The 22,479-nt window shown below is 63.2% G+C and carries 25 protein-coding genes; 21 read left to right on the top strand and 4 right to left on the bottom strand.

The features are described 5' to 3' along the window. Nucleotides 1-70 precede the first annotated feature (70 nt). Nucleotides 71-649: a Maf family protein gene (locus LDJ84_RS20130; protein WP_170858387.1), complete on the bottom strand. Its 579-nt coding sequence runs from the start codon at nucleotides 647-649 to the stop codon at nucleotides 71-73. A 112-nt stretch (nucleotides 650-761) separates the two neighbouring features. On the opposite strand from LDJ84_RS20130, the gene LDJ84_RS20125 reads away from it, so the two are divergent. From LDJ84_RS20125 to LDJ84_RS20065, 13 genes are all read left to right on the top strand, one after another. Continuing rightward, entirely contained in the window at nucleotides 762-1,292 is a 531-nt protein-coding gene (locus tag LDJ84_RS20125) for a YceD family protein (protein ID WP_038803737.1), read from the top strand. A gap of 13 nt (nucleotides 1,293-1,305) precedes the next feature. Continuing rightward, nucleotides 1,306-1,488, top strand: a complete 183-nt coding sequence (rpmF, locus tag LDJ84_RS20120) for a 50S ribosomal protein L32 (protein WP_009621425.1) — start codon at nucleotides 1,306-1,308, stop codon at nucleotides 1,486-1,488. 3 nt (nucleotides 1,489-1,491) lie between these two features. After that, a complete protein-coding gene (gene plsX / locus LDJ84_RS20115) occupies nucleotides 1,492-2,499 on the top strand; it encodes a phosphate acyltransferase PlsX (RefSeq protein WP_083196101.1) in 1,008 nt (335 codons plus the stop codon). A gap of 104 nt (nucleotides 2,500-2,603) precedes the next feature. Then, complete coding sequence (fabD, locus tag LDJ84_RS20110) at nucleotides 2,604-3,542, top strand: ACP S-malonyltransferase (RefSeq protein ID WP_024764479.1); 939 nt, start codon at nucleotides 2,604-2,606, stop codon at nucleotides 3,540-3,542. A 14-nt stretch (nucleotides 3,543-3,556) separates the two neighbouring features. Beyond that, nucleotides 3,557-4,300, top strand: coding sequence for a 3-oxoacyl-ACP reductase FabG (gene fabG / locus LDJ84_RS20105; protein WP_037014455.1), 744 nt, complete (start codon nucleotides 3,557-3,559; stop codon nucleotides 4,298-4,300). 191 nt (nucleotides 4,301-4,491) lie between these two features. Beyond that, on the top strand, nucleotides 4,492-4,728 hold the full coding sequence (gene acpP, locus LDJ84_RS20100) for an acyl carrier protein (protein WP_015477931.1): 237 nt from the start codon (nucleotides 4,492-4,494) through the stop codon (nucleotides 4,726-4,728). Between the two features lie 118 nt (nucleotides 4,729-4,846). Continuing rightward, nucleotides 4,847-6,091 carry a beta-ketoacyl-ACP synthase II gene (fabF, locus tag LDJ84_RS20095; protein ID WP_024764480.1) on the top strand — a complete coding sequence of 415 codons (1,245 nt, stop codon included), beginning with the start codon at nucleotides 4,847-4,849 and terminating at the stop codon, nucleotides 6,089-6,091. Continuing rightward, nucleotides 6,091-6,906, top strand: a complete 816-nt coding sequence (pabC, locus tag LDJ84_RS20090) for an aminodeoxychorismate lyase (RefSeq protein WP_038803738.1) — start codon at nucleotides 6,091-6,093, stop codon at nucleotides 6,904-6,906. Before fabF ends, pabC begins: the two co-directional genes overlap by 1 nt. 6 nt (nucleotides 6,907-6,912) lie before the next feature. Then, nucleotides 6,913-8,007 (top strand): endolytic transglycosylase MltG, encoded by a 1,095-nt coding sequence (gene mltG / locus LDJ84_RS20085; protein ID WP_226046607.1) that lies wholly within the window; start codon nucleotides 6,913-6,915, stop codon nucleotides 8,005-8,007. Nucleotides 8,008-8,032: 25 nt separating this feature from the next. Then, a complete protein-coding gene (tmk, locus tag LDJ84_RS20080) occupies nucleotides 8,033-8,665 on the top strand; it encodes a dTMP kinase (RefSeq protein WP_024764482.1) in 633 nt (210 codons plus the stop codon). Then, nucleotides 8,658-9,644 carry a DNA polymerase III subunit delta' gene (locus LDJ84_RS20075; protein ID WP_226045330.1) on the top strand — a complete coding sequence of 329 codons (987 nt, stop codon included), beginning with the start codon at nucleotides 8,658-8,660 and terminating at the stop codon, nucleotides 9,642-9,644. The genes tmk and LDJ84_RS20075 overlap by 8 nt, the downstream gene beginning before the upstream one ends. Nucleotides 9,645-9,680: 36 nt before the next feature. Further along, complete coding sequence (locus tag LDJ84_RS20070) at nucleotides 9,681-10,037, top strand: PilZ domain-containing protein (RefSeq protein ID WP_024764484.1); 357 nt, start codon at nucleotides 9,681-9,683, stop codon at nucleotides 10,035-10,037. Between the two features lie 88 nt (nucleotides 10,038-10,125). Beyond that, entirely contained in the window at nucleotides 10,126-10,902 is a 777-nt protein-coding gene (locus LDJ84_RS20065) for a TatD family hydrolase (protein WP_024764485.1), read from the top strand. Nucleotides 10,903-11,166: 264 nt separating this feature from the next. Here LDJ84_RS20065 and LDJ84_RS20060 read toward each other — a convergent pair whose 3' ends face one another. Beyond that, complete coding sequence (locus LDJ84_RS20060; protein WP_226045329.1) at nucleotides 11,167-12,300, bottom strand: aminotransferase class V-fold PLP-dependent enzyme; 1,134 nt, start codon at nucleotides 12,298-12,300, stop codon at nucleotides 11,167-11,169. An 84-nt stretch (nucleotides 12,301-12,384) separates the two neighbouring features. On the opposite strand from LDJ84_RS20060, the gene LDJ84_RS20055 reads away from it, so the two are divergent. From LDJ84_RS20055 to LDJ84_RS20035, 5 genes are all read left to right on the top strand, one after another. Continuing rightward, the gene (locus tag LDJ84_RS20055) at nucleotides 12,385-13,023 is read left to right on the top strand and encodes a TetR/AcrR family transcriptional regulator (protein WP_017517621.1); all 639 of its coding nucleotides are present in this window, start codon (nucleotides 12,385-12,387) and stop codon (nucleotides 13,021-13,023) included. A gap of 94 nt (nucleotides 13,024-13,117) precedes the next feature. Continuing rightward, the gene (locus tag LDJ84_RS20050; RefSeq protein WP_024764486.1) at nucleotides 13,118-14,086 is read left to right on the top strand and encodes a GTP 3',8-cyclase MoaA; all 969 of its coding nucleotides are present in this window, start codon (nucleotides 13,118-13,120) and stop codon (nucleotides 14,084-14,086) included. Between the two features lie 26 nt (nucleotides 14,087-14,112). Beyond that, nucleotides 14,113-15,006: a radical SAM protein gene (locus LDJ84_RS20045; protein WP_024764487.1), complete on the top strand. Its 894-nt coding sequence runs from the start codon at nucleotides 14,113-14,115 to the stop codon at nucleotides 15,004-15,006. Between the two features lie 64 nt (nucleotides 15,007-15,070). Next, nucleotides 15,071-15,682, top strand: coding sequence for a DUF4823 domain-containing protein (locus tag LDJ84_RS20040; RefSeq protein ID WP_024764488.1), 612 nt, complete (start codon nucleotides 15,071-15,073; stop codon nucleotides 15,680-15,682). After that, nucleotides 15,679-16,245 (top strand): DUF1285 domain-containing protein, encoded by a 567-nt coding sequence (locus tag LDJ84_RS20035; protein ID WP_226045328.1) that lies wholly within the window; start codon nucleotides 15,679-15,681, stop codon nucleotides 16,243-16,245. The genes LDJ84_RS20040 and LDJ84_RS20035 overlap by 4 nt, the downstream gene beginning before the upstream one ends. 107 nt (nucleotides 16,246-16,352) lie before the next feature. On the opposite strand, the gene LDJ84_RS20030 is transcribed toward LDJ84_RS20035, so the two are convergent. After that, nucleotides 16,353-18,008 (bottom strand): electron transfer flavoprotein-ubiquinone oxidoreductase, encoded by a 1,656-nt coding sequence (locus LDJ84_RS20030; protein WP_024764490.1) that lies wholly within the window; start codon nucleotides 18,006-18,008, stop codon nucleotides 16,353-16,355. A 343-nt stretch (nucleotides 18,009-18,351) separates the two neighbouring features. Here LDJ84_RS20030 and LDJ84_RS20025 point away from each other — a divergent pair, with 343 nt between their 5' ends. From LDJ84_RS20025 to fabV, 3 genes are all read left to right on the top strand, one after another. Further along, on the top strand, nucleotides 18,352-19,101 hold the full coding sequence (locus tag LDJ84_RS20025; protein WP_026078867.1) for an electron transfer flavoprotein subunit beta/FixA family protein: 750 nt from the start codon (nucleotides 18,352-18,354) through the stop codon (nucleotides 19,099-19,101). Further along, nucleotides 19,101-20,030 (top strand): electron transfer flavoprotein subunit alpha/FixB family protein, encoded by a 930-nt coding sequence (locus LDJ84_RS20020; protein ID WP_024764492.1) that lies wholly within the window; start codon nucleotides 19,101-19,103, stop codon nucleotides 20,028-20,030. The genes LDJ84_RS20025 and LDJ84_RS20020 overlap by 1 nt, the downstream gene beginning before the upstream one ends. 213 nt (nucleotides 20,031-20,243) lie before the next feature. Beyond that, nucleotides 20,244-21,440: an enoyl-ACP reductase FabV gene (fabV, locus tag LDJ84_RS20015; RefSeq protein ID WP_037008805.1), complete on the top strand. Its 1,197-nt coding sequence runs from the start codon at nucleotides 20,244-20,246 to the stop codon at nucleotides 21,438-21,440. 55 nt (nucleotides 21,441-21,495) lie between these two features. On the opposite strand, the gene LDJ84_RS20010 is transcribed toward fabV, so the two are convergent. Next, entirely contained in the window at nucleotides 21,496-22,443 is a 948-nt protein-coding gene (locus tag LDJ84_RS20010) for an alpha/beta fold hydrolase (RefSeq protein WP_226045327.1), read from the bottom strand. Nucleotides 22,444-22,479: the final 36 nt, after the last annotated feature.

Genomic DNA, 22,479 nt, shown 5'->3' with positions numbered 1-22,479 from the left:
TATAAGGAAGGAAAAGGCCTGGCGATTTCCGGGCCTTTTTGTTTCCGTCTTGCGGGTCAGGCCTTCTTTTTCAGGGCACGGGTACCTGTTCGGCGAGCAGCATGTCCACCAGGCGGATCAGCGGCAAGCCGATCAGGCTGGTGGCGTCCTCGCCTTCGGTGGCGCGGAACAGGCTGACGCCCAGGCCTTCGGCCTTGAAGCTGCCGGCGCAGTCGAAAGGTTGCTCGATCTCGAGGTAGCGGCGGATGCGTGCTTCGTCGAGGTCGCGGAAGTACACGGTGAAGGGCACGCAGTCGACCTGCGCCCCACCGCTCTGGCTGTTCAGCAGGCAGAGGCCGGTGAGGAAGCTCACGCTCTTGCCGCTGGCGTCTTTCAGCTGTTCGGTGGCGCGTTCGATGGTATGGGGCTTGCCGAGTATCCTGCTGCCATTTACGGCGGCCTGGTCCGAGCCGATGATCAGGTGGTTGGGATATCGCTGGGCGAGAGTGCGCGCCTTGCTTTCCGCCAGCCGGCGCACCAGTTGCTCGGCGCTTTCGCCCGGCAGCGGTGTTTCGTCGACGTCGGGGCTGGCGCATTCGAACGGCAGGCGCAGGCGCTGCAGCAGTTCGCGGCGATAGGGCGAGCTGGAAGCCAGGATCAGGGGTAGCATGGATAACTCCTTCGGTGCGTCGCCGCGATTCTAGCGAAAAGGTCTGTCCATACAGCGGTTTATGGCTAATTTCCTTTGACAGCTTCGGGTGCATCCCTATAATGGCGCGCTTATGTTGAATGGACCGATACCACCTCACGTTGATCCGCGCAAATTGGTAGAGCGCGCCGCCACCCTCGAAGGTGAGCTGCCGATCGCCAAGATGCCACGTCTCAACGAGCAACTGACCAGCAGTGATGGCAAGATTCACGCGAAGTTTTCCTTCTTCCGTGATCAGCAGAAGCTGGCGGTCATGCACGTCGAACTCGACGCCGAGGTGAGCATGGTATGCCAGCGCTGTCTCGAGCCGGCCAACTTCCATGTGGGTGGTGCGTACGATTACGTCATCATTCCGGAAGGCAAGTCGATCGATGATCTGCCCAGTGGCTACGATGCATTGGAGGTGGGGGATGACCCCATCGACCTGACCTCGCTGGCCGAGGACGAGTTGCTGCTCGCCTTGCCCATCGTGCCGGTCCATGACCCTGAGGATTGCCAGCAGCCGGTGGGATACGCTACAGCGCCCGAACCGAGCGAGAACGTCGAAGAACGGCCCAATCCGTTCAGCGTACTGGCGCAGTTGAAGCGTGACCCAAACGTTTAGGAGTTAATCAATCATGGCTGTTCAGCAGAACAAAAAATCCCGTTCCGCTCGTGACATGCGTCGTTCGCACGATGCCCTGGACGCGAACGCTCTGTCCGTGGAAAAGAGCACCGGTGAAGTTCACCTGCGCCACCACGTCTCCCCGGACGGTTTCTATCGCGGCCGCAAGGTCGTAGACAAAGGCTCTGACGAGTAATCTTTGTCCGCACCAATCATCGCGATTGATGCAATGGGTGGGGACTACGGTCCCCACTGCATTGTTCCGGCCTGTATTTCCTTTCTGGCCGAATATGCTTCCCTCCAGCTGGTCCTCGTCGGCCAAGCTCCTCTGCTAGAAGAACACCTGCGTGGCCTGTCTCCGGCCGAGCGCCAGCGTCTTCACATTCATCACGCCAGCGAAATCGTCACGATGGACGAGCGTCCGTCACAGGCGTTGCGTGGCAAGCCCGACTCCTCCATGCGTGTTGCCCTCGAACTGGTTCGGGATGGCAAGGCCCATGCCTGCGTCAGTGCCGGCAATACCGGTGCGCTGATGGCGCTGTCCCGCTACTTGCTCAAGACCCTGCCCGGCATCGACCGCCCGGCGATGGTGACTGCAGTGCCGACGCAGACCGGCCACTGCCATCTGCTCGATTTGGGCGCCAACGTCGACTGCAGCGCCGAGCATCTCTACCAGTTCGCCGTCATGGGCGCCGTGGCGGCGGAAGCGTTGGGCAAGATCGACCCCAGGGTCGCGCTGCTGAATGTCGGCACCGAAGACATCAAGGGCAACCAGCAGGTGAAGCTGGCGGCCAGCCTTCTGCAGCAGGCGCGCGGGGTGAACTACATCGGCTACATCGAAGGCGATGGCCTGTATCGTGGGTTGGCCGATGTAGTGGTCTGCGACGGCTTCGTCGGCAATATCCTGCTCAAGTCCAGCGAAGGCCTGGCGGCCATGGTGGCGGCGCGTCTGGAGGAACTGTTCAATTCCAGCCTGCCGGCCAAGGCGGTCGGCTTGATGGCGATGCCTTTCCTGCGCCGTCTGCGGGGCGATCTGACGCCGTCCCAGCATAATGGCGCGAGTTTCCTGGGGTTGCAGGGCATCGTGGTGAAGAGTCACGGCAGTGCGAAGGAAGAGGGCATTCAGAGCGCCTTGCGTCGCGCGCTGCTGGAAGTTCGCGAGAATCTGCCCCAGCGGCTGCATGGCCGATTGGAACATCTGCTCTAATGTGTGACCGCGGTCGTCAGACCGTCATCCAACTGTCAGTTCAATGCGCCAGGCTCTCGCCGGCGCTATCCATTTGACGACATAGACAAAAGGGACCTGTTGCAATGTCCGCATCCCTCGCCTTCGTATTCCCCGGTCAAGGTTCGCAGTCGCTCGGCATGCTTGCCGAGCTGGGTGCCCAGCACGCCATCGTGCGCGAAACCTTCGCCGAAGCCTCCGCCGCCCTGGGTTATGACCTCTGGGCCCTGGTCCAGGAGGGCCCTGAAGAGCGCCTGAACCAGACCGACAAGACCCAGCCCGCGATCCTTACGGCCTCCATCGCCCTCTGGCGTCTGTGGCTGGCCGAAGGCGGCGTGCAGCCGGCTTATGTTGCCGGCCATAGCCTGGGCGAATATTCCGCTCTGGTCGCTGCTGGCAGCCTGGCCTTCGCCGACGCGGTAAAGCTGGTCGAGCGCCGTGGCCAATTGATGCAGGAAGCTGTTCCCGCCGGTACCGGCGGTATGGCTGCCATTCTCGGCCTGGAAGACGCTGATGTGCTTGCCGCCTGCGCCGAAGCTGCCCAGGGCGAAGTGGTCAGTGCCGTGAATTTCAACGCGCCGGGTCAGGTGGTGATCGCGGGGGCGGCCAAGGCCGTCGAGCGTGCCATCGAGGCTTGCAAGACGCGCGGGGCCAAGCGTGCCGTGGCGCTGCCGGTCAGCGTGCCGTCGCACTGCGAGCTGATGCGTCCGGCTGCCGAGCGTTTCGCTGAGGCGGTCGAGGCCGTTCAGTGGCAGATGCCGCAGATTGCCCTGGTACAGAACGTCACCGCCCAGGTTCCGGCTGATCTGGCTTCGCTCAAGCGCGACCTGTTGGCGCAGCTGTACAGCCCGGTACGCTGGGTCGAGAGCGTCCAGTTGCTGGCCGAAAAGGGCGTCACTGACCTGGTCGAATGCGGCCCGGGCAAGGTGCTGGCTGGTTTGAACAAGCGTTGCGCGAAGGGCGTAACCACCCATAACCTGGATTCCGCGGACGCCTTTGGCGCGGCTCGCGCGGCTCTGGCTTGAACAGGAGATAAGGCATGAGTCTGCAAGGTAAGGTTGCCCTGGTTACCGGCGCGAGCCGTGGTATCGGCCAGGCCATCGCTCTGGAACTGGGCCGCATGGGCGCCACCGTGGTCGGCACTGCCACCAGCGAGTCCGGCGCGCAGAAGATTTCCGAGTACCTCAAGGAAAACGGTATCCAGGGCTCCGGCATGGTGCTCGATGTGTCCAATGACGAGTCCGTCACCGCCGTAGTCGAGGCCATCCAGAAAGAGTCTGGCGCACCGGCTATCGTCGTCAATAACGCAGGTATCACCCGCGATAACCTGCTGATGCGCATGAAAGACGATGAGTGGTTCGACGTGGTCAACACCAACCTCAACAGCCTCTACCGTCTGTCGAAAGCCGTGCTGCGCGGCATGACCAAGGCGCGCTGGGGTCGCATCATCAATATCGGTTCGGTCGTCGGTGCCATGGGTAATGCCGGGCAGACCAACTACGCGGCGGCCAAGGCCGGTCTGGAAGGCTTCACCCGTGCCCTGGCGCGCGAAGTCGGTTCCCGTGCTATCACTGTCAACGCGGTCGCTCCGGGCTTCATCGACACCGACATGACCCGTGAGTTGCCCGAAGCCCAACGTGAAGCACTGCTCGGTCAGATTCCGCTGGGTCGACTGGGACAAGCCGAAGAGATCGCCAAAGTGGTAGCATTCCTCGCTTCCGAGGGCGCAGCTTATGTAACGGGTGCCACGGTACCGGTGAATGGCGGAATGTACATGAGCTGATGTGACGAGTTCCTTCGTGGCGATGTCATATGCGCTGTCTAAAGTTCTCCAAGCGTTGTGACGCTGGAATAGGCAGAGCATCTGGATTGCCGGAAGGGGCGTCAGCGTTCAGCTTGAAATGCAGAAATCCCTTTCTATACACTTACCCGCAGCCCAGCTGTACGGATTGTCCATAGGAGTGAAAACAAGGTATGAGCACCATCGAAGAACGCGTCAAGAAGATCGTTGCTGAGCAACTCGGCGTTAAGGAAGAAGAAGTCACCAACAGCGCTTCCTTCGTCGAAGACCTGGGCGCCGACTCCCTTGACACCGTTGAGCTGGTGATGGCTCTGGAAGAGGAATTCGAGACCGAAATCCCCGACGAGCAAGCCGAAAAGATCACCACCGTTCAGGAAGCCATCGACTACATCGTTGCCCACCAGGCATAAGATGTAGTCGTCGGTTCCCCGACGAAAGAAGCCGCACGGCCTGCAAAGGCGTGCGGCTTTTCTTTAACGCCGGCTTCTGCCGGCGTTATTGCCGTGAAACACATGAGAGGAAGTCACAGTGTCGCGTAGACGCGTAGTCATCACTGGCATGGGTATGTTGTCGCCCTTGGGTGTGGATGTGCCGAGCAGTTGGGAAGGCATTCTCGCCGGGCGCAGCGGTATCGCCCCGATCGAACACATGGACCTGTCCGCCTTTGCCACCCGTTTCGGCGGCTCGGTGAAAGGGTTCGACGTCGAGCAATACATGTCCGCCAAGGAAGCTCGCAAACTCGACCTGTTCATCCAGTACGGCCTGGCCGCCAGCTACCAGGCGGTGCGCGATTCCGGCCTGGAAGTCACCGACGCCAACCGGGAGCGCATCGGCGTTGCCATCGGTTCGGGCATCGGCGGTCTGACCAATATCGAAAACACCTGTCGTTCGCTGTTCGAGCAGGGCCCGCGGCGCATCTCGCCGTTCTTCGTGCCCGGTTCGGTCATCAACATGGTTTCCGGGTTCCTGTCGATCAACCTCGGTCTGCAGGGCCCCAACTACGCCATCACCACCGCCTGCACCACCGGCACCCACAATATCGGCATGGCCGCGCGCAACATCGCTTACGGCGACGCTGACGTGATGGTCGCCGGTGGGTCCGAAATGGCGGCCTGTGGTCTTGGCCTGGGCGGCTTCGGTGCCGCTCGTGCGCTGTCCACCCGCAACGACGAGCCGACCAAGGCCAGCCGTCCCTGGGACCAGGATCGCGACGGCTTCGTGCTCTCCGACGGTGCAGGTTCCCTGGTGCTGGAGGAACTGGAGCACGCCAAGGCTCGTGGCGCTCGCATCTACGCAGAAATCGTCGGTTTCGGCATGAGCGGCGACGCCTTCCACATGACTGCTCCGCCGGAAGACGGCGCAGGCGCTGCACGCTGCATGAAAGCCGCACTGCGCGATGCCGGCCTGAATCCCGAGCAGGTTGATTACATCAACGCCCACGGCACCTCGACGCCGGCCGGCGATATTGCGGAGATCTCCGCGGTGAAGTCGATCTTCGGCGACCACGCCTACAAGCTGTCGATGAGCTCCACCAAGTCGATGACCGGCCACCTGCTGGGTGCTGCCGGCGCGGTCGAGGCGATCTTCAGCGTGCTTGCGCTGCGTGATCAGGTGGCTCCGCCGACCATCAACCTGGATAACCCCAGCGAAGGCTGCGACCTCGACCTGGTCGCCCACCAGGCCAAGGAGCGTCCGATCGACGTCGCCTTGTCCAACTCCTTCGGCTTCGGTGGCACCAACGGTTCCCTGGTGTTCCGCCGGTTCCAGGGCTGATGCTGAGCTGGATCGACGGCCAGAACGCCGAGGTGCTGTCCGCGCGTGATCGCGGACTGGCCTACGGCGACGGGTTGTTCGAGACCATCCGCGTGTCCGCAGGCCGTCCGCGCCTGCTGGCGCGCCATCGGGCAAGACTGGAGGAGGGCGTCAGGCGCCTGTCCCTGCCGGTCTCGCTCGATCTCGTCGAAGATGAAATCCTGCGTTTCTCCACCCTGCTGGGTGATGGTGTCGCCAAGCTGGTGCTGACCCGCGGCGAAGGCGTGCGTGGCTACGCACCGCAGGCCGATGCCCAGGTGCGCCGACTATTGCTGGCCTCGCCTGCGCCGGCTTACCCGGCGAAGAATTGGGAGGAGGGCGTCAGGCTCTTCTCCTGCGCCACCCGCCTGGCCGAGCAGCCACTGCTGGCCGGCCTCAAGCACCTCAATCGCCTGGAGCAGGTCCTGGCTCGCGCCGAATGGAGCGATCCGGCTTTCGCCGAAGGATTGATGCGCGATGTTTCCGGGCGCGTCGTCGAAGGTGTGTTCAGCAACCTGTTCCTCGTGAAGCACGGCGAGTTGATCACCGCAGACCTCGGTCGCTGCGGCGTTGCCGGGGTCATGCGCGCCGAGATCATCGAGCGCGCCCGTAGCCTGGGCCTGCCGGTCATCGTGCGCGACATCGAGCACGGCGAACTGGCGGACGCCGACGAGGTCTTTCTCTGCAACAGTCTCTACGGTATCTGGCCGGTGCTCGGCGTGGCCGAGTTCACTTGGCCGGTCGGGCCCCTGACCCGTAAACTGCAGGGCCAACTCCGCGAACTTCTGGATTCCTGATACGTGATGCGCAAATTGCTGGTGCTGCTGGAAGGCGGCCTGCTGCTGGCCGGGCTCATGCTGGGCCTGTCGGCCTGGGAGCAGCAGCGTGCGCTGCAGCAGCCGCTCCAGCTCACCGAAGAGCGCCTGCTGGATGCTCCCAGCGGCGCCACCCCCGGTCGTCTGCTGACCCGCCTGGAGGACGAGGACGTCCTGCACGGCGGCTTCTGGCTTCGTCTGTACTGGCGCTTCAACCTGGCGGGCGAGGCGCTGCACAGCGGTGAATACCGCCTGACGCCCGGCATGACTGCTGCCCAGTTGCTCGATCTGTGGCGCGAGGGCGAGGTTGTGCAGTACGGCCTGACCCTGGTCGAGGGCTGGAACTTCCATCAGGTCCGCGACTTGCTCGCCCGCCAGCCCAAGCTGGACCAGACCCTGAACGGCCTCAGCGACGCCGACGTGATGGCCAGGCTGGGCAAGCCCGGCGTATTCCCCGAGGGCCGCTTCTTCCCCGACACCTACCGCTTCGTCCGTGGCACCAAGGACGTCGATATCCTCAAGCATGCCTACCAGCGCATGGAGACCATTCTCGCCGAGGAGTGGGACAAGCGCGGCGAGGACCTGCCCTACAAGGACTCGTACCAGGCGCTGATCATGGCCTCGCTGGTGGAGAAGGAAACCGGCGTACCCCAGGAGCGCGGCCAGATCGCGGGCGTTTTCGTGCGCCGCCTGCAGAAGAACATGCTGTTGCAGACTGACCCGACCGTCATCTACGGCATGGGCGAGCGCTATGCCGGCAAGATCACCAGGGCCGACCTGCGCACGCCAACGCCCTACAACACCTATGTGGTCGCCGGCCTGCCGCCGACGCCCATCGCGCTGCCCGGTCGCGAGGCAATCCACGCTGCGCTGAACCCGGTGCCGGGACAGAGCCTGTACTTCGTCGCCCGTGGCGATGGCAGCCACACCTTCTCCGACAACCTCGACGATCACAACAAGGCCGTCCAGGAATTCCAGATCAAGCGCCGCGCCGACTACCGTTCCAGCCCGGCGCCCGTTCCGTCGCCGGCGCAGACGCCGGACGAAGACGCTCCCGCCGCAGATACCCCTGCAGCGCAGTAGCCCGACAACACAAGGAGTGAGCCGAGTGACCGGCCTGTTCATCACCCTGGAAGGCCCCGAAGGCGCGGGCAAGAGCACCAATCGCGAGTACCTGGCCGAGCGCCTGCGCGAACGCGGAATCGAGGTCCAGCTGACCCGCGAGCCAGGCGGTACGCCGCTGGCCGAGCGCATCCGCGAGCTGCTGCTGGACCCGAGCGATGAAAAGATGGCAGTCGATACCGAACTGCTGCTGGTCTTTGCCGCCCGCGCACAGCACATCGCCGGGGTTATCCGCCCGGCCCTGGAGCGCGGCGCCGTGGTGCTCTGCGATCGCTTCACGGACGCCACCTACGCCTATCAGGGCGGCGGTCGTGGTCTGCCGGTGGAGCGCATCGCCCAGTTGGAAAGCTTCGTCCAGGGCAGCCTGCGCCCGGACCTGACCCTGGTGTTCGACCTGCCGGTGGAAATCGGCCTGTCCCGCGCAGCTGCCCGCGGTCGCCTGGACCGCTTCGAGCAGGAGGGGCGCGCCTTCTTCGAGGCGGTGCGCAATACCTACCTGGATCGCGCCCGCGCCGAGCCTGCGCGCTATCACATCCTCGATGCGGCGCAGACGCTGCCCGAGGTGCAGCGCGACCTGGATGGCCTGCTGCCGATCCTGCTGGAGCGCCTCAATGGCTGACATCTATCCCTGGCAGCAGGGCCTCTGGCAGCAGCTCAGCAGCCGCCCGCGCCATGCCCATGCCTATCTGCTTCACGGGCCGGCCGGTATAGGCAAGCGTGTGCTGGCGGAGAATCTGGTGCACTTCCTGCTGTGCCAGCGACCCGCGGGCGGCAAAGCATGCGGCCAGTGCAAGGCCTGCCAGTTGCTCGCCGCCGGCACACACCCGGATTTCTTCCAGCTGGAACCGGAGGAGCCGGAGAAACCCATTCGGGTCGATCAGGTTCGCGAGCTGGTGGGCTTCGTGGTGCAGACCGCGCAGTTGGGCGGGCGCAAGGTGGCGCTGCTGGAGCCGGCCGAGGCCATGAACCTCAATGCCGCCAACGCCCTGCTGAAAAGCCTGGAAGAGCCTTCCGGCGATACCGTGCTGCTGCTCATCAGCCACCAGCCCAGCCGGCTGTTGCCGACCATCAAGAGCCGCTGTGTGCAACAGGCTTGCCCGCAGCCTTCTGCCGAGCAGGCCCGTGCCTGGCTGGCGGGTACTCTGCCGGCCGAGCCGGTGGAGGCGTTGGACGAGTTGCTGGTGCTCGCTGGCGGATCACCGCTGACCGCGCTGCGACTGCAGGGCCACGGCGTGCGCGAGCAGCGCGCACAAGTGGTCGAAGGGGTGAAGAAGCTGCTCAAGCAGCAGGTTGCCCCAGGTCAGCTGGCCGAAAGCTGGAATGCTGTACCTTTGCCACTATTGTTCGACTGGTTCTGCGACTGGTCGCTGTTGATCCTGCGTTACCAGTTGGCTCGGGACGAAGAGGGCCTTGGCCTCGCCGACATGCGCAAGGTCGTGCAGTATCTCGCCGAAAAGTCGACACAGCCCAAGGTGCTGGCAATGCAGGACTGGCTGCTGCTTCAGCGGCAGAAGGTTCTCAACAAAGCCAACCTCAACCGTGCCTTGCTTCTCGAAGCCTTGCTCGTACAGTGGGCAAGTCTCCCTGGGCCGGGCTAGAATCCGGCCATCGGAAAAATCTGCCAGGATAGCTGAATGAGCTTGCCACCAAATCTGGGTCCGCGTAACGGAATCCTGTCCTTGACCATCAAGGACAAATCCGTGCTGTATGCCGCCTACATGCCGTTCATTCGCAACGGCGGGCTGTTCATTCCGACCAACAAGACCTACAAGCTGGGCGATGAGGTCTTCATGCTGCTCAACCTGATGGACGAGCCGGAAAAGATCCCGGTCGCCGGCAAGGTGGTCTGGATTACTCCTCGCGGAGCGCAGGGCAACCGTGCCGCCGGCATTGGCGTGCAGTTCAACGACGGTGACAACACCGCGCGCAACAAGATCGAGACCTATCTCGCCGGCGCGCTGAAGTCGGATCGCCCGACCCATACCATGTAGCTCATCCCCTGTAGAATTAGCAGCCTGTACAGGCTGCAAACACGGAGCGCCCTGAGGGGCGCTTCGTCATTTCCCGGAGAAGGTTTTCATGCTCGTCGATTCCCACTGCCACCTCGATCGTCTCGATCTCGCCGCCCACGACGGATCGCTGGATGCCGCGCTGAACGCTGCCCGTGCGCGCGGTGTCAGCCAGTTCCTGTGCATCGGCGTGAGTGCGGACAATGCCAGGGCGGTGAAGGATCTGGCTGATCGCTACGCCGACGTGCATTGCTCGGTCGGCGTCCACCCGCTCGACCTGGAGCCAGGCGCCGCGCCGGCGCTGGACTGGCTGCTGGGTGAGTTGAACCATCCGCGCGTGGTGGCCATCGGCGAGACCGGCCTGGACTATCACTACGAGCCCGAGGCCGCCGAGCTGCAGCAGGAGGCCTTCCGCCTGCACCTTGAGGCCGCCAAGGTGACCGGCAAGCCGGTCATCGTGCATACCCGCGAAGCCCGCGCCGATACCCTGGCGTTGCTGCGCGAGGCAGCGCTGCCGCAGGCCGGTGTGCTGCATTGCTTCACCGAAGACTGGGAGATGGCCAAGGCGGCGCTGGATATTGGCTTCTATATCTCGCTGTCGGGCATCGTCACCTTCCGCAATGCCGAGCAATTGCGCGAAGTGGCGCGACAGGTGCCGGTGGACCGCCTGCTGGTGGAAACCGATTCGCCCTATCTCGCGCCGGTGCCCCATCGCGGCAAACCGAACCTTCCCGAATACGTGCGCGAGGTGGCCGAGTACCTGGCCGTGTTGCGTGGGGTGAGTTTCGAAACGCTGGCCGAGCAGACCACTGCGAATTTCCGCCGGCTGTTCCCGCTCGCCTGCTGATGGTCCGTGCGCGGACAGCTTTCCCGCGCGCAAAAAAAACCCGGGTTCTGGGGGATGAATCCGGGTCAAGACCATTAGGAGTTTAACAATAAGGTACGCGATCCTCGGTACCTTCACCGGCGGAGCACTTGGGGGGAGATGCCGCGCGCCGGTATCTACAAGTATTGGTCAAGATGCCGCGCTTGCCACAGGGTGCCCGGTGTTTTTTAAACGGATTTGGAATACATCACACCGGGCTGAGCAGCTTTCTCGGCCGCGCCTGCATTATTGCCCCGCCAAAGCCCTGATCAACGCCAGAGTCTCCTCGATGACCGCTTCGCTGGTGTAGAAGTGCGGCGACAAGCGGATACCGGCGCCGCGCTGGATGCACACCACCTGCTCCGCGCGCAAACGCTCCAGCAGGCGGATATTGTCCCAGCCGGCCAGGCTGAACGTCAGGATGCCGGCGCGACGGCCAGGCTCCAGCGGGCTGTGCAGTGAGGCGCCGTTGATGCGGCCCAGGCCATCGTGCAGTTGCTGGACGCGCGTCTGCACCAACTCGCCGACCGAAGCCATGCCGACCTCTTCCAGCAGGCCAAGGCTGGCGTCCAATGCCACGGCGCCGAGCATGTTCGGGCTGCCGCACTCGAAGCGGCGAGCACTGCGCGCCGGTTGCCAGCCGGCGAGGTCGTAGTTGCCGGCGTTTTCCAGCATGTGCCAACCGTATTCCTGCAGCGCCAGTTGCTCGCGTTCGGCGGCGCGGCAATAGAACACACCCAGGCCTTCCGGGCCGAGCATCCATTTGTGGCCGTCGGCCATGGCGAAGGCGCAGTCGTATGCCTGCACGTCGAAGGGCAGGGCGCCCAGTTGCTGGATGGCATCGATGCAATACAGCACGCCGCGCTGGCGGCAGCCGGCGCCCAGGCGTTCCAGGTCCATGCGCAGGCCGCTGGCGTACTGCACGGCGCTGATGGAGAGCAGGCGCGTGCGCGGTGTGCAGGCGGCCAGCAGGTCGCCTTCGGGATCATCGCCGTCCAGGCTCACCTGGATGACTTCCACCCCACGAGGTTTGAGTGCTTCCCAGACGACCCGGTTAGAGGGGAATTCCTGATCGCTGATCACCACCTGGTCGCCGGCGCGCCAGTCCAGGCCAAAAGCGACGAAGGACAGCGCCTCGGACGTGTTCTTCACCAGGGCGATATCGCCGGTGGTCCGGGCATTCACCAGGCGCATCAGGCGTTCGCGCAGGCGCTTCTCGATGGTCAGCCAGCGCGGATAGTCACGGGCACCCAACAGGATGTTCTCCTGGGCAAACGCCGTGACGGCGTCTGCGGCGCGCTTGGGCCAGGGCGCGACCGCTGCGTGGTTCAGGTAGCGCAGGCCGGGTTGTTGGGGAAACTCGGAAGAAAAGCTAATCATGTCGGATGATCCGTGCAATTTGGCGCTGAATAGGCATAATACGCGGCTTCGAATTTTGACTATTTTTGACCGAACAGTCTTTTTATGCAGAAAGAGCCGCGCAAGGTTCGCGAATTCCGTCGTCGCGAACAGGAAATCCTCGACACCGCCCTCAAGCTGTTCCTCGAGCAGGGCGAAGACAGTGTCACGGTCGAAATGATCGCCGATGCCGTGGGTATCGGCAAAGGCACCATCTACAAGCACTTCAAGTCCAAGGCGGAGATCTATCTGCGCCTGATGCTGGACTACGAGCGCGATCTGGCCGACCTGTTCCACTCCGAAGACGTCGCTCGCGACAAGGAGCGCCTGTCGCGCGCCTACTTCGAGTTCCGCATGCGCGATCCGCAGCGCTACCGCCTGTTCGACCGCCTGGAAGAGAAGGTGGTGAAGACCAGCCAGGTCCCGGAGATGGTCGAGGAGCTGCACAAGATCCGCGAATCCAACTTCGAGCGCCTGAGCCAGCTGATCAAGGAACGCATCGCGGCGGGCAAGCTGGAAGACGTCCCGGCCTACTTCCACTACTGCGCGGCCTGGGCGCTGGTACATGGCGCCGTGGCGCTGTACCACTCGCCGTTCTGGCGCGACGTGCTGGAGGATCAGGAGGGCTTCTTCCAGTTCCTCATGGACATCGGCGTGCGCATGGGCAACAAGCGCAAGCGCGACGGCGATACGCCGGCCGCCTGAGTCGCCATTCGCGCGATTCATCGTCGCGGTTGCGACAGGGCTCCCGGCGCCGGTGGGGATATACTTGCATGAGTGATCGCCACCGGAGCCGAGCATGATCGTCGACCGCCAGGGCAGGCGCTTCCGCAATCTTCGCGTGAGCCTGACCGCCGCCTGCAACTACGCCTGCACCTATTGCGTGCCGGACGGCAAACGTCTGGTCGCGGCGCAGGACGAGCTTTCGGCGGAATCCCTGGTGCGCGGGGTCGCCTACCTGATCGAGTCCGCCGGCATCGAGCGTCTGCGCGTCACCGGTGGCGAACCGTTGGTCAGTCCGAAGCTCGATGCCTTCCTGCATGGCGTCAGCCGTCTCGGGCTGCAGGACATCGCCATCACCACCAACGGACAGCTGCTGTCGAAGAAGCTGCCGCTGCTGCTGGATTGCGGCATCCGCCGCCTCAACGTTTCCCTCGATACCCTGGATGCCGATGCCTTCCGGCGCATTGCCCGTGGCGGCGATCTGGCCACGGTCCTCAAGGGGCTCGACGAGGCCCGCGCGGCCGGCCTGAAGATCAAGCTCAACATGGTTCCGCTACGCGGGCAGAACCTCGACCAGGTCGTGCCGCTGCTGGACTACTGCCTGGAGCACGGCTTCGAGCTGCGCTTCATCGAGCTGATGCGCATGGGCCACCTGGCCCATGACCTGAACGGCTTCCACCGGCAGTTCGTCAGCTTGCAGGAGCTGCTGGAGCTCATCGGCGAACGCCATCCCTATATCCAGGCCGATGCGCCGGTGGATGCCACGGCCATTCGCTATGAAGTGCCGGGGCAGGGCTATTTTGGCGTAATCGCCAATGAAAGCGTGCCGTTCTGCCGGACCTGCTCGCGTCTGCGCCTTTCCTCCACCGGCTGGCTGCACGGCTGCCTGTCGTCGAGCAACCGGCACTACGTCGGCGACCTGCTGGACAAACCGCGCCACCAAGCGCTCCCAGCCTTGCAGCGGTTGCTGGTGAGCGCTCTGGCGGACAAGCAGGAAGTCGCCTTCTCCGGCGGCGTCACCATCATGAAGATCATCGGCGGCTGAGATCGCCCTCAAGACCTGATTAGCCCATGCCCAACGAATTCCCCATTTCCTATATCGAGCCGGTGTTCCGGCCGCCGAGCGAGGCACACTCGCTCATTCTTCCCGTCACCAACGGCTGTTCCTGGAACCAGTGCGGCTTCTGTGAGATGTATACCCAGCCGCAGAAGAAATTCCGCGCCCGCGACGAGGCCGAGGTGCTGGAGGAGATTCGCCGCTGTGGCGAGCGGCTGATCGTCCAGCGGGTGTTCCTCGCCGATGGCGATGCGCTGGTGTTGCCGACTCGGCGCCTGCTCAACATCCTCCGTGCGATCCGCGAGCACCTGCCCGAGGTGGACCGCGTCTCCAGTTACTGCCTGCCGCGCAACCTGCGCAAGAAGTCGGTGGAGGAGCTGAAGGAATTGGCGGACGCCGGTCTGCGCATGGCCTACGTGGGCGCCGAATCCGGCGACGACGAAGTGCTTGCGCGGGTGAACAAGGGCGAGACCTACGCCTCGACGCTGGATGCATTGCAGAAGCTGGGAGAGGCGGGGATCAAGCGCTCGGTAATGGTCCTCAACGGCCTGGGCGGCAGCACCCTGAGCGCCCAGCACGCCGACAACTCGGCGCGATTGATGAACGAGGCGCAGCCGGAATTCCTGTCCACTCTGGTGGTGAGCTTTCCCACTGGCGAAGAACGCTATCGCCAGGGCTTCCCGGATTTCCAGCCGTTATCGCAGGCCGAATTGTTCATCGAAGTCGAGCGCCTGCTGAACGGTCTGGAGCTTAGCGACACGGTGTTCCGCAGCGATCACGCATCCAACTACCTGGTGCTCAAGGGCACGCTGGGGAAGGACAAGGCGAAGCTGCTCGCCCAGGTCCGCCAGGCCATCGAGCAGCCGCAGCGCGCGCAGCTGCGCCAGGAATGGCAGCGCGGCCTGTGATGGCGCGGAAGCTGCATTGCCTGTCCGAATGCCGGTTTTTCGTCGCCGGCTCCGGAGACATTGCATGCGCCAACTGATACTGATCCTTGCCTTCGCTGCCCTCGGCGGCTGCATGAGCCCCAACGACCTGGCTGACGGCACCGATTATTACCTGCGCGACGCGGGCTTCCTCGACCACAGCCAGACTCGCCGGACGACCAACTGGCGGCTGCAGCAGGACTCCTTCATCTATATCGCTCAGGGGCCGTTCGTGCCGCCGGGCCATCCGTATGCACGGCCCAATGTGGTGGCGGAGGAGGCATTCGAAGGCTTCGTCCAGTACTTCCCGCTGGTACGCCGGGCCAAGAGCCCGCTGGGGCTGGAGGGCGCCATGCAGGAAGCGCGCGCGGCGGGCGCCAATTATCTGTTGTATACCCGCTTTGCCCGTGGCAAAGACAATGTCGGCACCTACGAGGAATACGAGGACACCGACAACGCTGTGGGCCGTGACCGCAGCGTGATTCAGGTGATGCTGATCGAGACCGACAACCGCTACTTGGTGGACAGCGCCACCATCCGCAGTCGCGGCGGTTTTCTGACATTCTATGATGCCAAACCCGAGGACCTGATAGGGCGGCCGCTGGAAGACTATGCCCGCAGCCTGCTCGGGGTGAAGACGCGAGAGGAGTACCAATGATCGACCCAGGCAAAGCCGGCGATCTGCTGGCGCAGATTCCCGCCAGCAAGGACAAGGGGCTGCCGCCGGTGCACCTGTGGAACCCGGACTGCTGTGGCGATATCGACATGCGCATCGCCCGCGACGGCACCTGGTACTACCTGGGCACGCCGATCGGGCGCAAGCCGATGGTACGCCTGTTCTCCACCATCATCCGCCGCGATGGCGACGACTATTTCCTGGTCACTCCGGTGGAGAAGTGCGGCATCACCGTCGATGACGCGCCTTTCGTTACCGTTACCCTGGCCGTCGAAGGGGAGGGCGAACAGCAGGTGTTGCGCTTCACCACCAATGTCGAGGATGAGGTGGTGGCCGACGCCGCGCATCCGATCCGCGTGGAGCTTGATCCGCAGACCCAGGAGCCGTCGCCCTACGTGCTGGTGCGGGTGAACCTGGAGGCGCTGATCCACCGCAACGTCTTCTACCAGTTGGTCGAGCTGGCGGTTCCCCGCGAGATCGATGGAGTTGAGTGGCTGGGAGTGTGGAGTTCCGGCGAGTTCTTCGCCATCGCGCCGCAGCCGTGACCGGTTGGTCTGAACGCGGCCAGTAGTCCCTGTCCTTCATCGCTACAAGTACTTAGCTTGCAAAGAAAAAGGCTCCCGAGGGAGCCTTTTCCGTTACCGCCAACGCCTTACATGTTGGGGTAGTTCGGACCGCCGGTACCTTCCGGGGCCACCCAGGTGATGTTCTGGGCCGGGTCCTTGATGTCGCAGGTCTTGCAGTGCACGCAGTTCTGCGCGTTGATCTGGAAGCGCTTGCTGCCGTCGTCGTTGCTCACGACTTCGTACACGCCAGCCGGGCAGTAACGCTGCGCGGGCTCGTCGTAGAGCGGCAGGTTCTTCTCGATCGGGGTGTTCGGGTCGGCCAGCTTCAGGTGGATCGGCTGGTCTTCCTCGTGGTTGGTGTTGGACAGGAACACCGAGGACAGCTTGTCGAAGCTGAGTTTGCCGTCCGGTTTGGGATAGTCGATCTTCGGCGCTTCGCTGGCCTTCTTCAGGGTCGCGTAGTCCGGCGTCGTATCGTGCAGAGTGAACGGAAGCTTGCCGCCGAAGATGTTCTGGTCGATGAAGTTGAACGCACCGCCACCGATGGCGCCGAACTTGTGCATCGCCGGGCCGAAGTTGCGGCTGCTGAACAGCTCGTCATACAGCCAGCTGCCCTTGAAGGCATCGACGTAGTTGGTCAACTCGTCACCGCCTTCACGGCCGGCGAACAGGGCTTCGGCAACCGAGTCGGCGGCCAGCATGCCGGACTTCATCGCGGTGTGGCTGCCTTTGATCTTGGCGAAGTTCAGGGTGCCGAGGTCGCAACCGATCAGCGCGCCGCCGGGGAAGACCATCTTCGGCAGCGAGTTCAGGCCGCCCTTGCAGATGGCGCGAGCGCCGTAGGCCACGCGCTTGCCGCCTTCCAGGTACTGCTTGATCACCGGGTGGTGCTTGTAGCGCTGGAACTCGTCGAACGGCGACAGGTGCGGGTTGGTGTAGGACAGGTCGATGATCAGGCCCACTACGACCTGGTTGTTTTCCAGGTGATAGAGGAAGGAACCGCCCGGATTGTCGTCGTTCAGCGGCCAGCCGGCGGTGTGTACCACCAGGCCCTGCTCGTGCTTGGCCGGGTCGATGTCCCAGATTTCCTTGATGCCGATGCCGTAGTGCTGGGCGTCGGCTTCGCTGTCGAGCTTGTACTTCTTGATCAGCTGCTTGCCGATGTGGCCACGGCAGCCTTCGGCGAACAGGGTGTATTTGGCGCGCAGTTCCATGCCAGGGGTGTAGTAACCCTCTTTCGGATTGCCTTCGCGGTCGACGCCCAGGTCACCGGTGACAATGCCGCGCACCACGCCATTCTCGTCGATCAGCGCTTCCTGGGCGGCGAAGCCCGGGTAGATCTCGACGCCCAGGCCTTCGGCCTGCTGGGCCAGCCAGCGGCACAGGTTGCCCAGGGAGATGATGTAGTTGCCTTCGTTGTGCATGGTCTTGGGCACGAAGAAGTTCGGCACCTTGGCCGCCGCCTCAGGGCTCTTCAGCACATAGATGTCGTCGCGTTTGACGGGGGTGTTCAGCGGCGCTTCGAGTTCCTTCCAGTTGGGGAACAGCTCGTTCAGCGCGCGGGGCTCGAACACGGCGCCCGAGAGGATGTGGGCGCCCACTTCGGAACCCTTCTCGACCACACAGACGCTGATTTCCTGACCGGCGTCGGCGGCCTTCTGCTTCAGTCGGCAGGCGGCGGACAGACCGGCAGGGCCGGCGCCGACGATGACGACGTCGAATTCCATAAATTCGCGTTCCACTATCGATCTCTCCTGAATCAAGGCTCTGGGCATTTTGTAGGTATTGGGATGGGCGTGCCCCCACCCAGTAAGAGCGGGGCGCATTATAGCTAGACCTGTTGCTATATCTAAACCCTTTATCGAGGGCAATACAAACGTTTGTTTGAATCGCGCGTAACCCTGATAGAATCGGGGTCCGCGGCTTATGAAGGGGTATTTTCGTGTATTGACCCGCCCGGTCGATGCGGTCAAGATACCTGCGGTTTTGCGGTCGCGTTGCGCTGGATGTAGTCGCAGATGGCGTGCACTACCGGCCAGGCCTGTCTGGCGACATTCCTATTCACCGGAGAAAAACGAGGAATCCATGAAGGTTCTTGTAGCTGTCAAACGAGTGGTTGACTATAACGTCAAGGTCCGCGTCAAGGCGGACAACTCCGGCGTCGATCTCGCCAACGTCAAGATGTCCATGAACCCCTTCTGCGAAATCGCCGTGGAAGAGGCCGTACGCCTGAAAGAGAAAGGCGTCGTCACCGAGATCGTTGCGGTCTCCGTCGGCCCGACCGCTGCCCAGGAGCAACTGCGTACCGCGCTGGCTCTGGGTGCAGATCGCGCCATCCTCGTTGAAACCAACGAAGAGCTGAGCTCCCTGGCCATCGCCAAGTCGCTGAAAGCCCTGGTCGACAAAGAGCAGCCGCAGCTGGTCATCCTCGGCAAGCAGGCCATCGACAGCGACAACAACCAGACCGGCCAGATGCTGGCCGCGCTGACCGGCTACGCGCAAGGCACCTTCGCCTCCAAGGTCGAAGTCGCTGGCGACAAGGTCAACGTCACCCGTGAAATCGACGGCGGCCTGCAGACCGTTGCCCTGAACCTGCCGGCCATCGTCACCACCGACCTGCGCCTGAACGAGCCGCGCTACGCGTCGCTGCCCAACATCATGAAAGCGAAGAAAAAGCCGCTGGACGTGGTGACCCCGGACGCCCTGGGCGTTTCCACCGCTTCCACCGTGAAGACCGTGAAAGTCGAAGCTCCGGCTGCCCGTAGCGCCGGCATCAAGGTCAAGTCCGTTGCCGAACTGGTCGAGAAACTGAAGAACGAGGCGAAAGTAATCTGATGGCTATCCTGGTAATCGCTGAGCACAACAACGGCGCACTGGGCGCTGCCACTCTGAACACTGTTGCTGCTGCGCAGAAGATCGGTGGTGACATCGCCGTGCTGGTCGCTGGCCAGAATGTCGGTGGCGTGGCTGAAGCCGCTGCCAAGATCGCTGGTGTTTCCAAGGTGCTGGTCGCCGACAACGCCGCCTACGCTCACCAGCTGCCGGAGAACGTAGCTCCGCTGATCGCTGAGCTGGGCAAGGGCTACAGCCACGTGCTGGCCGCAGCCACCACCAACGGCAAGAACTTCCTGCCGCGCGTTGCCGCCCTGCTGGACGTCGACCAGATCTCCGAGATCATCGAAGTCGTCAGCGCCGACACCTTCAAGCGCCCGATCTACGCCGGTAACGCCATCGCTACCGTGCAGTCCTCGGCCGCCGTCAAGGTCATCACCGTGCGTGGCACCGGCTTCGACGCCGTTGCTGCCGAAGGTGGCTCCGCCGCTGTTGAAGCTGTTTCCGGCCCGGCCGATGCCGGCAAGTCCGCCTTCGTCGGCGAAGAGCTGGCCAAGTCCGACCGTCCGGAACTGACCGCTGCCAAGATCGTCGTATCCGGCGGCCGCGGCATGGGCAATGGCGACAACTTCAAGATCCTCTACTCCCTGGCTGACAAGCTGGGCGCTGCCGTCGGCGCTTCCCGCGCCGCGGTCGACGCCGGCTTCGTGCCGAACGACATGCAGGTCGGCCAGACCGGCAAGATCGTTGCTCCGCAGCTGTACGTGGCCGTCGGCATTTCCGGCGCCATCCAGCACCTGGCGGGCATGAAGGATTCGAAAGTGATCGTGGCGATCAACAAGGACGAAGAGGCACCGATCTTCCAGGTCGCCGACTACGGCCTGGTCGCCGACCTGTTCGAAGCCGTACCGGAGCTGGAAAAGGCCGTCTAAGCCTTTTTCGCTCGATGAAGGAACCCGCTCCCGTAGCGGGTTCTTTCATTTCAGGGCCTTGATTTTCCTCCGGAAAGAGCTATTTCGCCGTGCGGGTGACCCATTGGTCACGAATCTTTGCCGAGAAGTCCACGGGCGAAGGTGTCTCAACTACAATGCGCGTCGTCTTCAGTTCCTGAACGTGTTTCAACGACACCTGCTACCGAGGTTTTCATGATCATCAAACCGCGCGTGCGTGGCTTCATCTGCGTCACTACCCACCCGACCGGCTGTGAAGCCAACGTCAAGGAACAGATCGAGTACGTCGAGGCGCATGGCCCCATCGCCAACGGTCCGAAGAAGGTCCTGGTCATCGGTTCCTCCACCGGCTATGGCCTGGCCGCGCGCATCAGCGCCGCCTTTGGCGCCAGCGCCGATACCCTGGGTGTGTTCTTCGAGCGTCCGGGCAGTGAAACCAAGGCGGGCACCGCCGGCTGGTACAACTCCGCTGCCTTCGAGAAGTTCGCCAAGGCCAAGGGCCTGTATGCGCGCAGCATCAATGGTGACGCTTTCTCCGATGAAGTGAAGAAAGTCACCATCGACACCATCAAGCAGGACCTGGGCAAGGTCGACCTGGTGGTCTACAGCCTGGCCGCGCCGCGCCGTACCCATCCGAAGACCGGCGAAGTCTTCAACTCCGTGCTCAAGCCGGTCGGCAAGACCGTGAACTTCCGTGGGCTGGACACCGACAAGGAAGTGATCAAGGAAAGCGTGATGGAACCGGCCACCGAGGCCGAGATCGCCAACACCGTAGCGGTGATGGGCGGTGAAGACTGGCAGATGTGGATCGATGCGCTGCAGGAGGCCGGTGTCCTGGCCGACGGCGCCAAGACCACTGCCTTCACCTACCTGGGCGAAGAGATCACTCACGATCTGTACTGGAACGGCTCCATCGGCGCCGCCAAGAAGGACCTGGACCAGAAAGTCCTGGGTATTCGTGAAAAACTGGCTGCCACTGGTGGTGATGCCCGCGTTTCCGTGCTGAAGGCCGTGGTCACCCAGGCCAGCTCGGCCATCCCGATGATGCCGCTGTACCTGTCGCTGCTGTTCAAGGTGATGAAGGAGAAGGGCACCCACGAAGGCTGCATCGAGCAGGTCGACGGCCTGTTCCGCGAGAGCCTGTACGGTGCTGAGCCGCATCTGGACGCCGATGGTCGCCTGCGCGCGGACTACAAGGAACTGCAGCCGGACGTGCAGAACACCGTGAAGGACCTGTGGAACAAGGTGACCAACGAGAACCTGTACCAACTGACCGACTTCACCGGCTACAAGACCGAGTTCCTGCGCCTGTTCGGCTTCGAGATCGCCGGCGTGGACTACGAGCAGGACGTCAATCCGGACGTGCAGATTCCGAATCTGATCCAGCTCTGAGTTCGCACCAGCAGAAACGGCGCCCGAGGGCGCCGTTTTTGTTTGTCGCCGGCGATCATTTTGCCGCGGTGACCGGCCCGTGGTTCTGTTTGAGGAAGTCCAGGTAAAGGCGAGCGGTTTCCTCCGGGCGCTCGATCATCGGCACGTGGCCACAATCGCGCAGGATGGCGACGCTGGACTTCTTCAGCAGCGGTTTCATCACGTCGATGCTGGAAACGTCCAGTACGCGGTCGCGATCGCCCCACAGCAGCAGGGTCGGCGCGGTGATCTTCGGCAGCTCCGGTTCCAGTGGGATATAGCGTTCACGCAATTGCTGGAAGACCATGCCGTTGAACTCGCTGCGCTCCAGCGAGCGTTCTGCCAGGTAGTCCCGCAGGCGCGACGGCAGCGGTGGCTTCTGCACGAAGACGAAGTCGAGCAGGGCGGGGAAGTCCTCCACCGAGCGCAGCACCAGCGGATTGTCGCCTTTGAGCAGGCGCTCGAACAGTTCACTCGGGTGCGGCGCCGTCACGCCGGCGTTATCGAACAGCCCGACCGACAGCACCTCCTGCGGATGTCGGGCGGCCAGCAGCGCGGCGATGTGCCCGCCCATGGAGTTTCCAACCACGTGGAAACGGCCGATGCCCTGCTCGCGCATGAAGTCGGCCAGGCGCTCTGCCTGGGTGCCGACATCGTAGCTGATGTTCGCAGGCTTGCTGCTATCGCCGAAGCCAGGCAGGTCCACGGCGATGACGCGGTAGTCCTGGGTGAGGAAGCGGGCGAAGCGCGGCCAGTTGCTCTTGTCGGCGCCGAAGCCGTGGATCAGCAGGATGGTCTGGGCCTTTTCCGGGCCTCCCTCGTAATAGGCGATGTCCAGGTTGTCGACCTGCAGGCTGTTGGTCGAGAGCCGGGCACGGGCGCTTTCGACGTATTGCGCAGTGGCCAGCAGCGTGGAGGGAAAGGCATACAGAACGCCTGCGGCGACAGCAATCAGCAGGAGAAGGGCCAGAAGGGCTTTCTTCATGAGAAGTCCTTATTACCAAATCGGGGCGGTGTGCTT

The sequence above is a fragment of the Pseudomonas sp. HS-18 genome, assembly GCF_020401845.1.
Classification (GTDB): Bacteria; Pseudomonadota; Gammaproteobacteria; order Pseudomonadales; family Pseudomonadaceae; genus Pseudomonas; species Pseudomonas nitroreducens.
The sequence above is the reverse complement of the archived record's forward strand: the minus strand, read 5'-3'. Positions and strand labels throughout refer to the sequence as shown.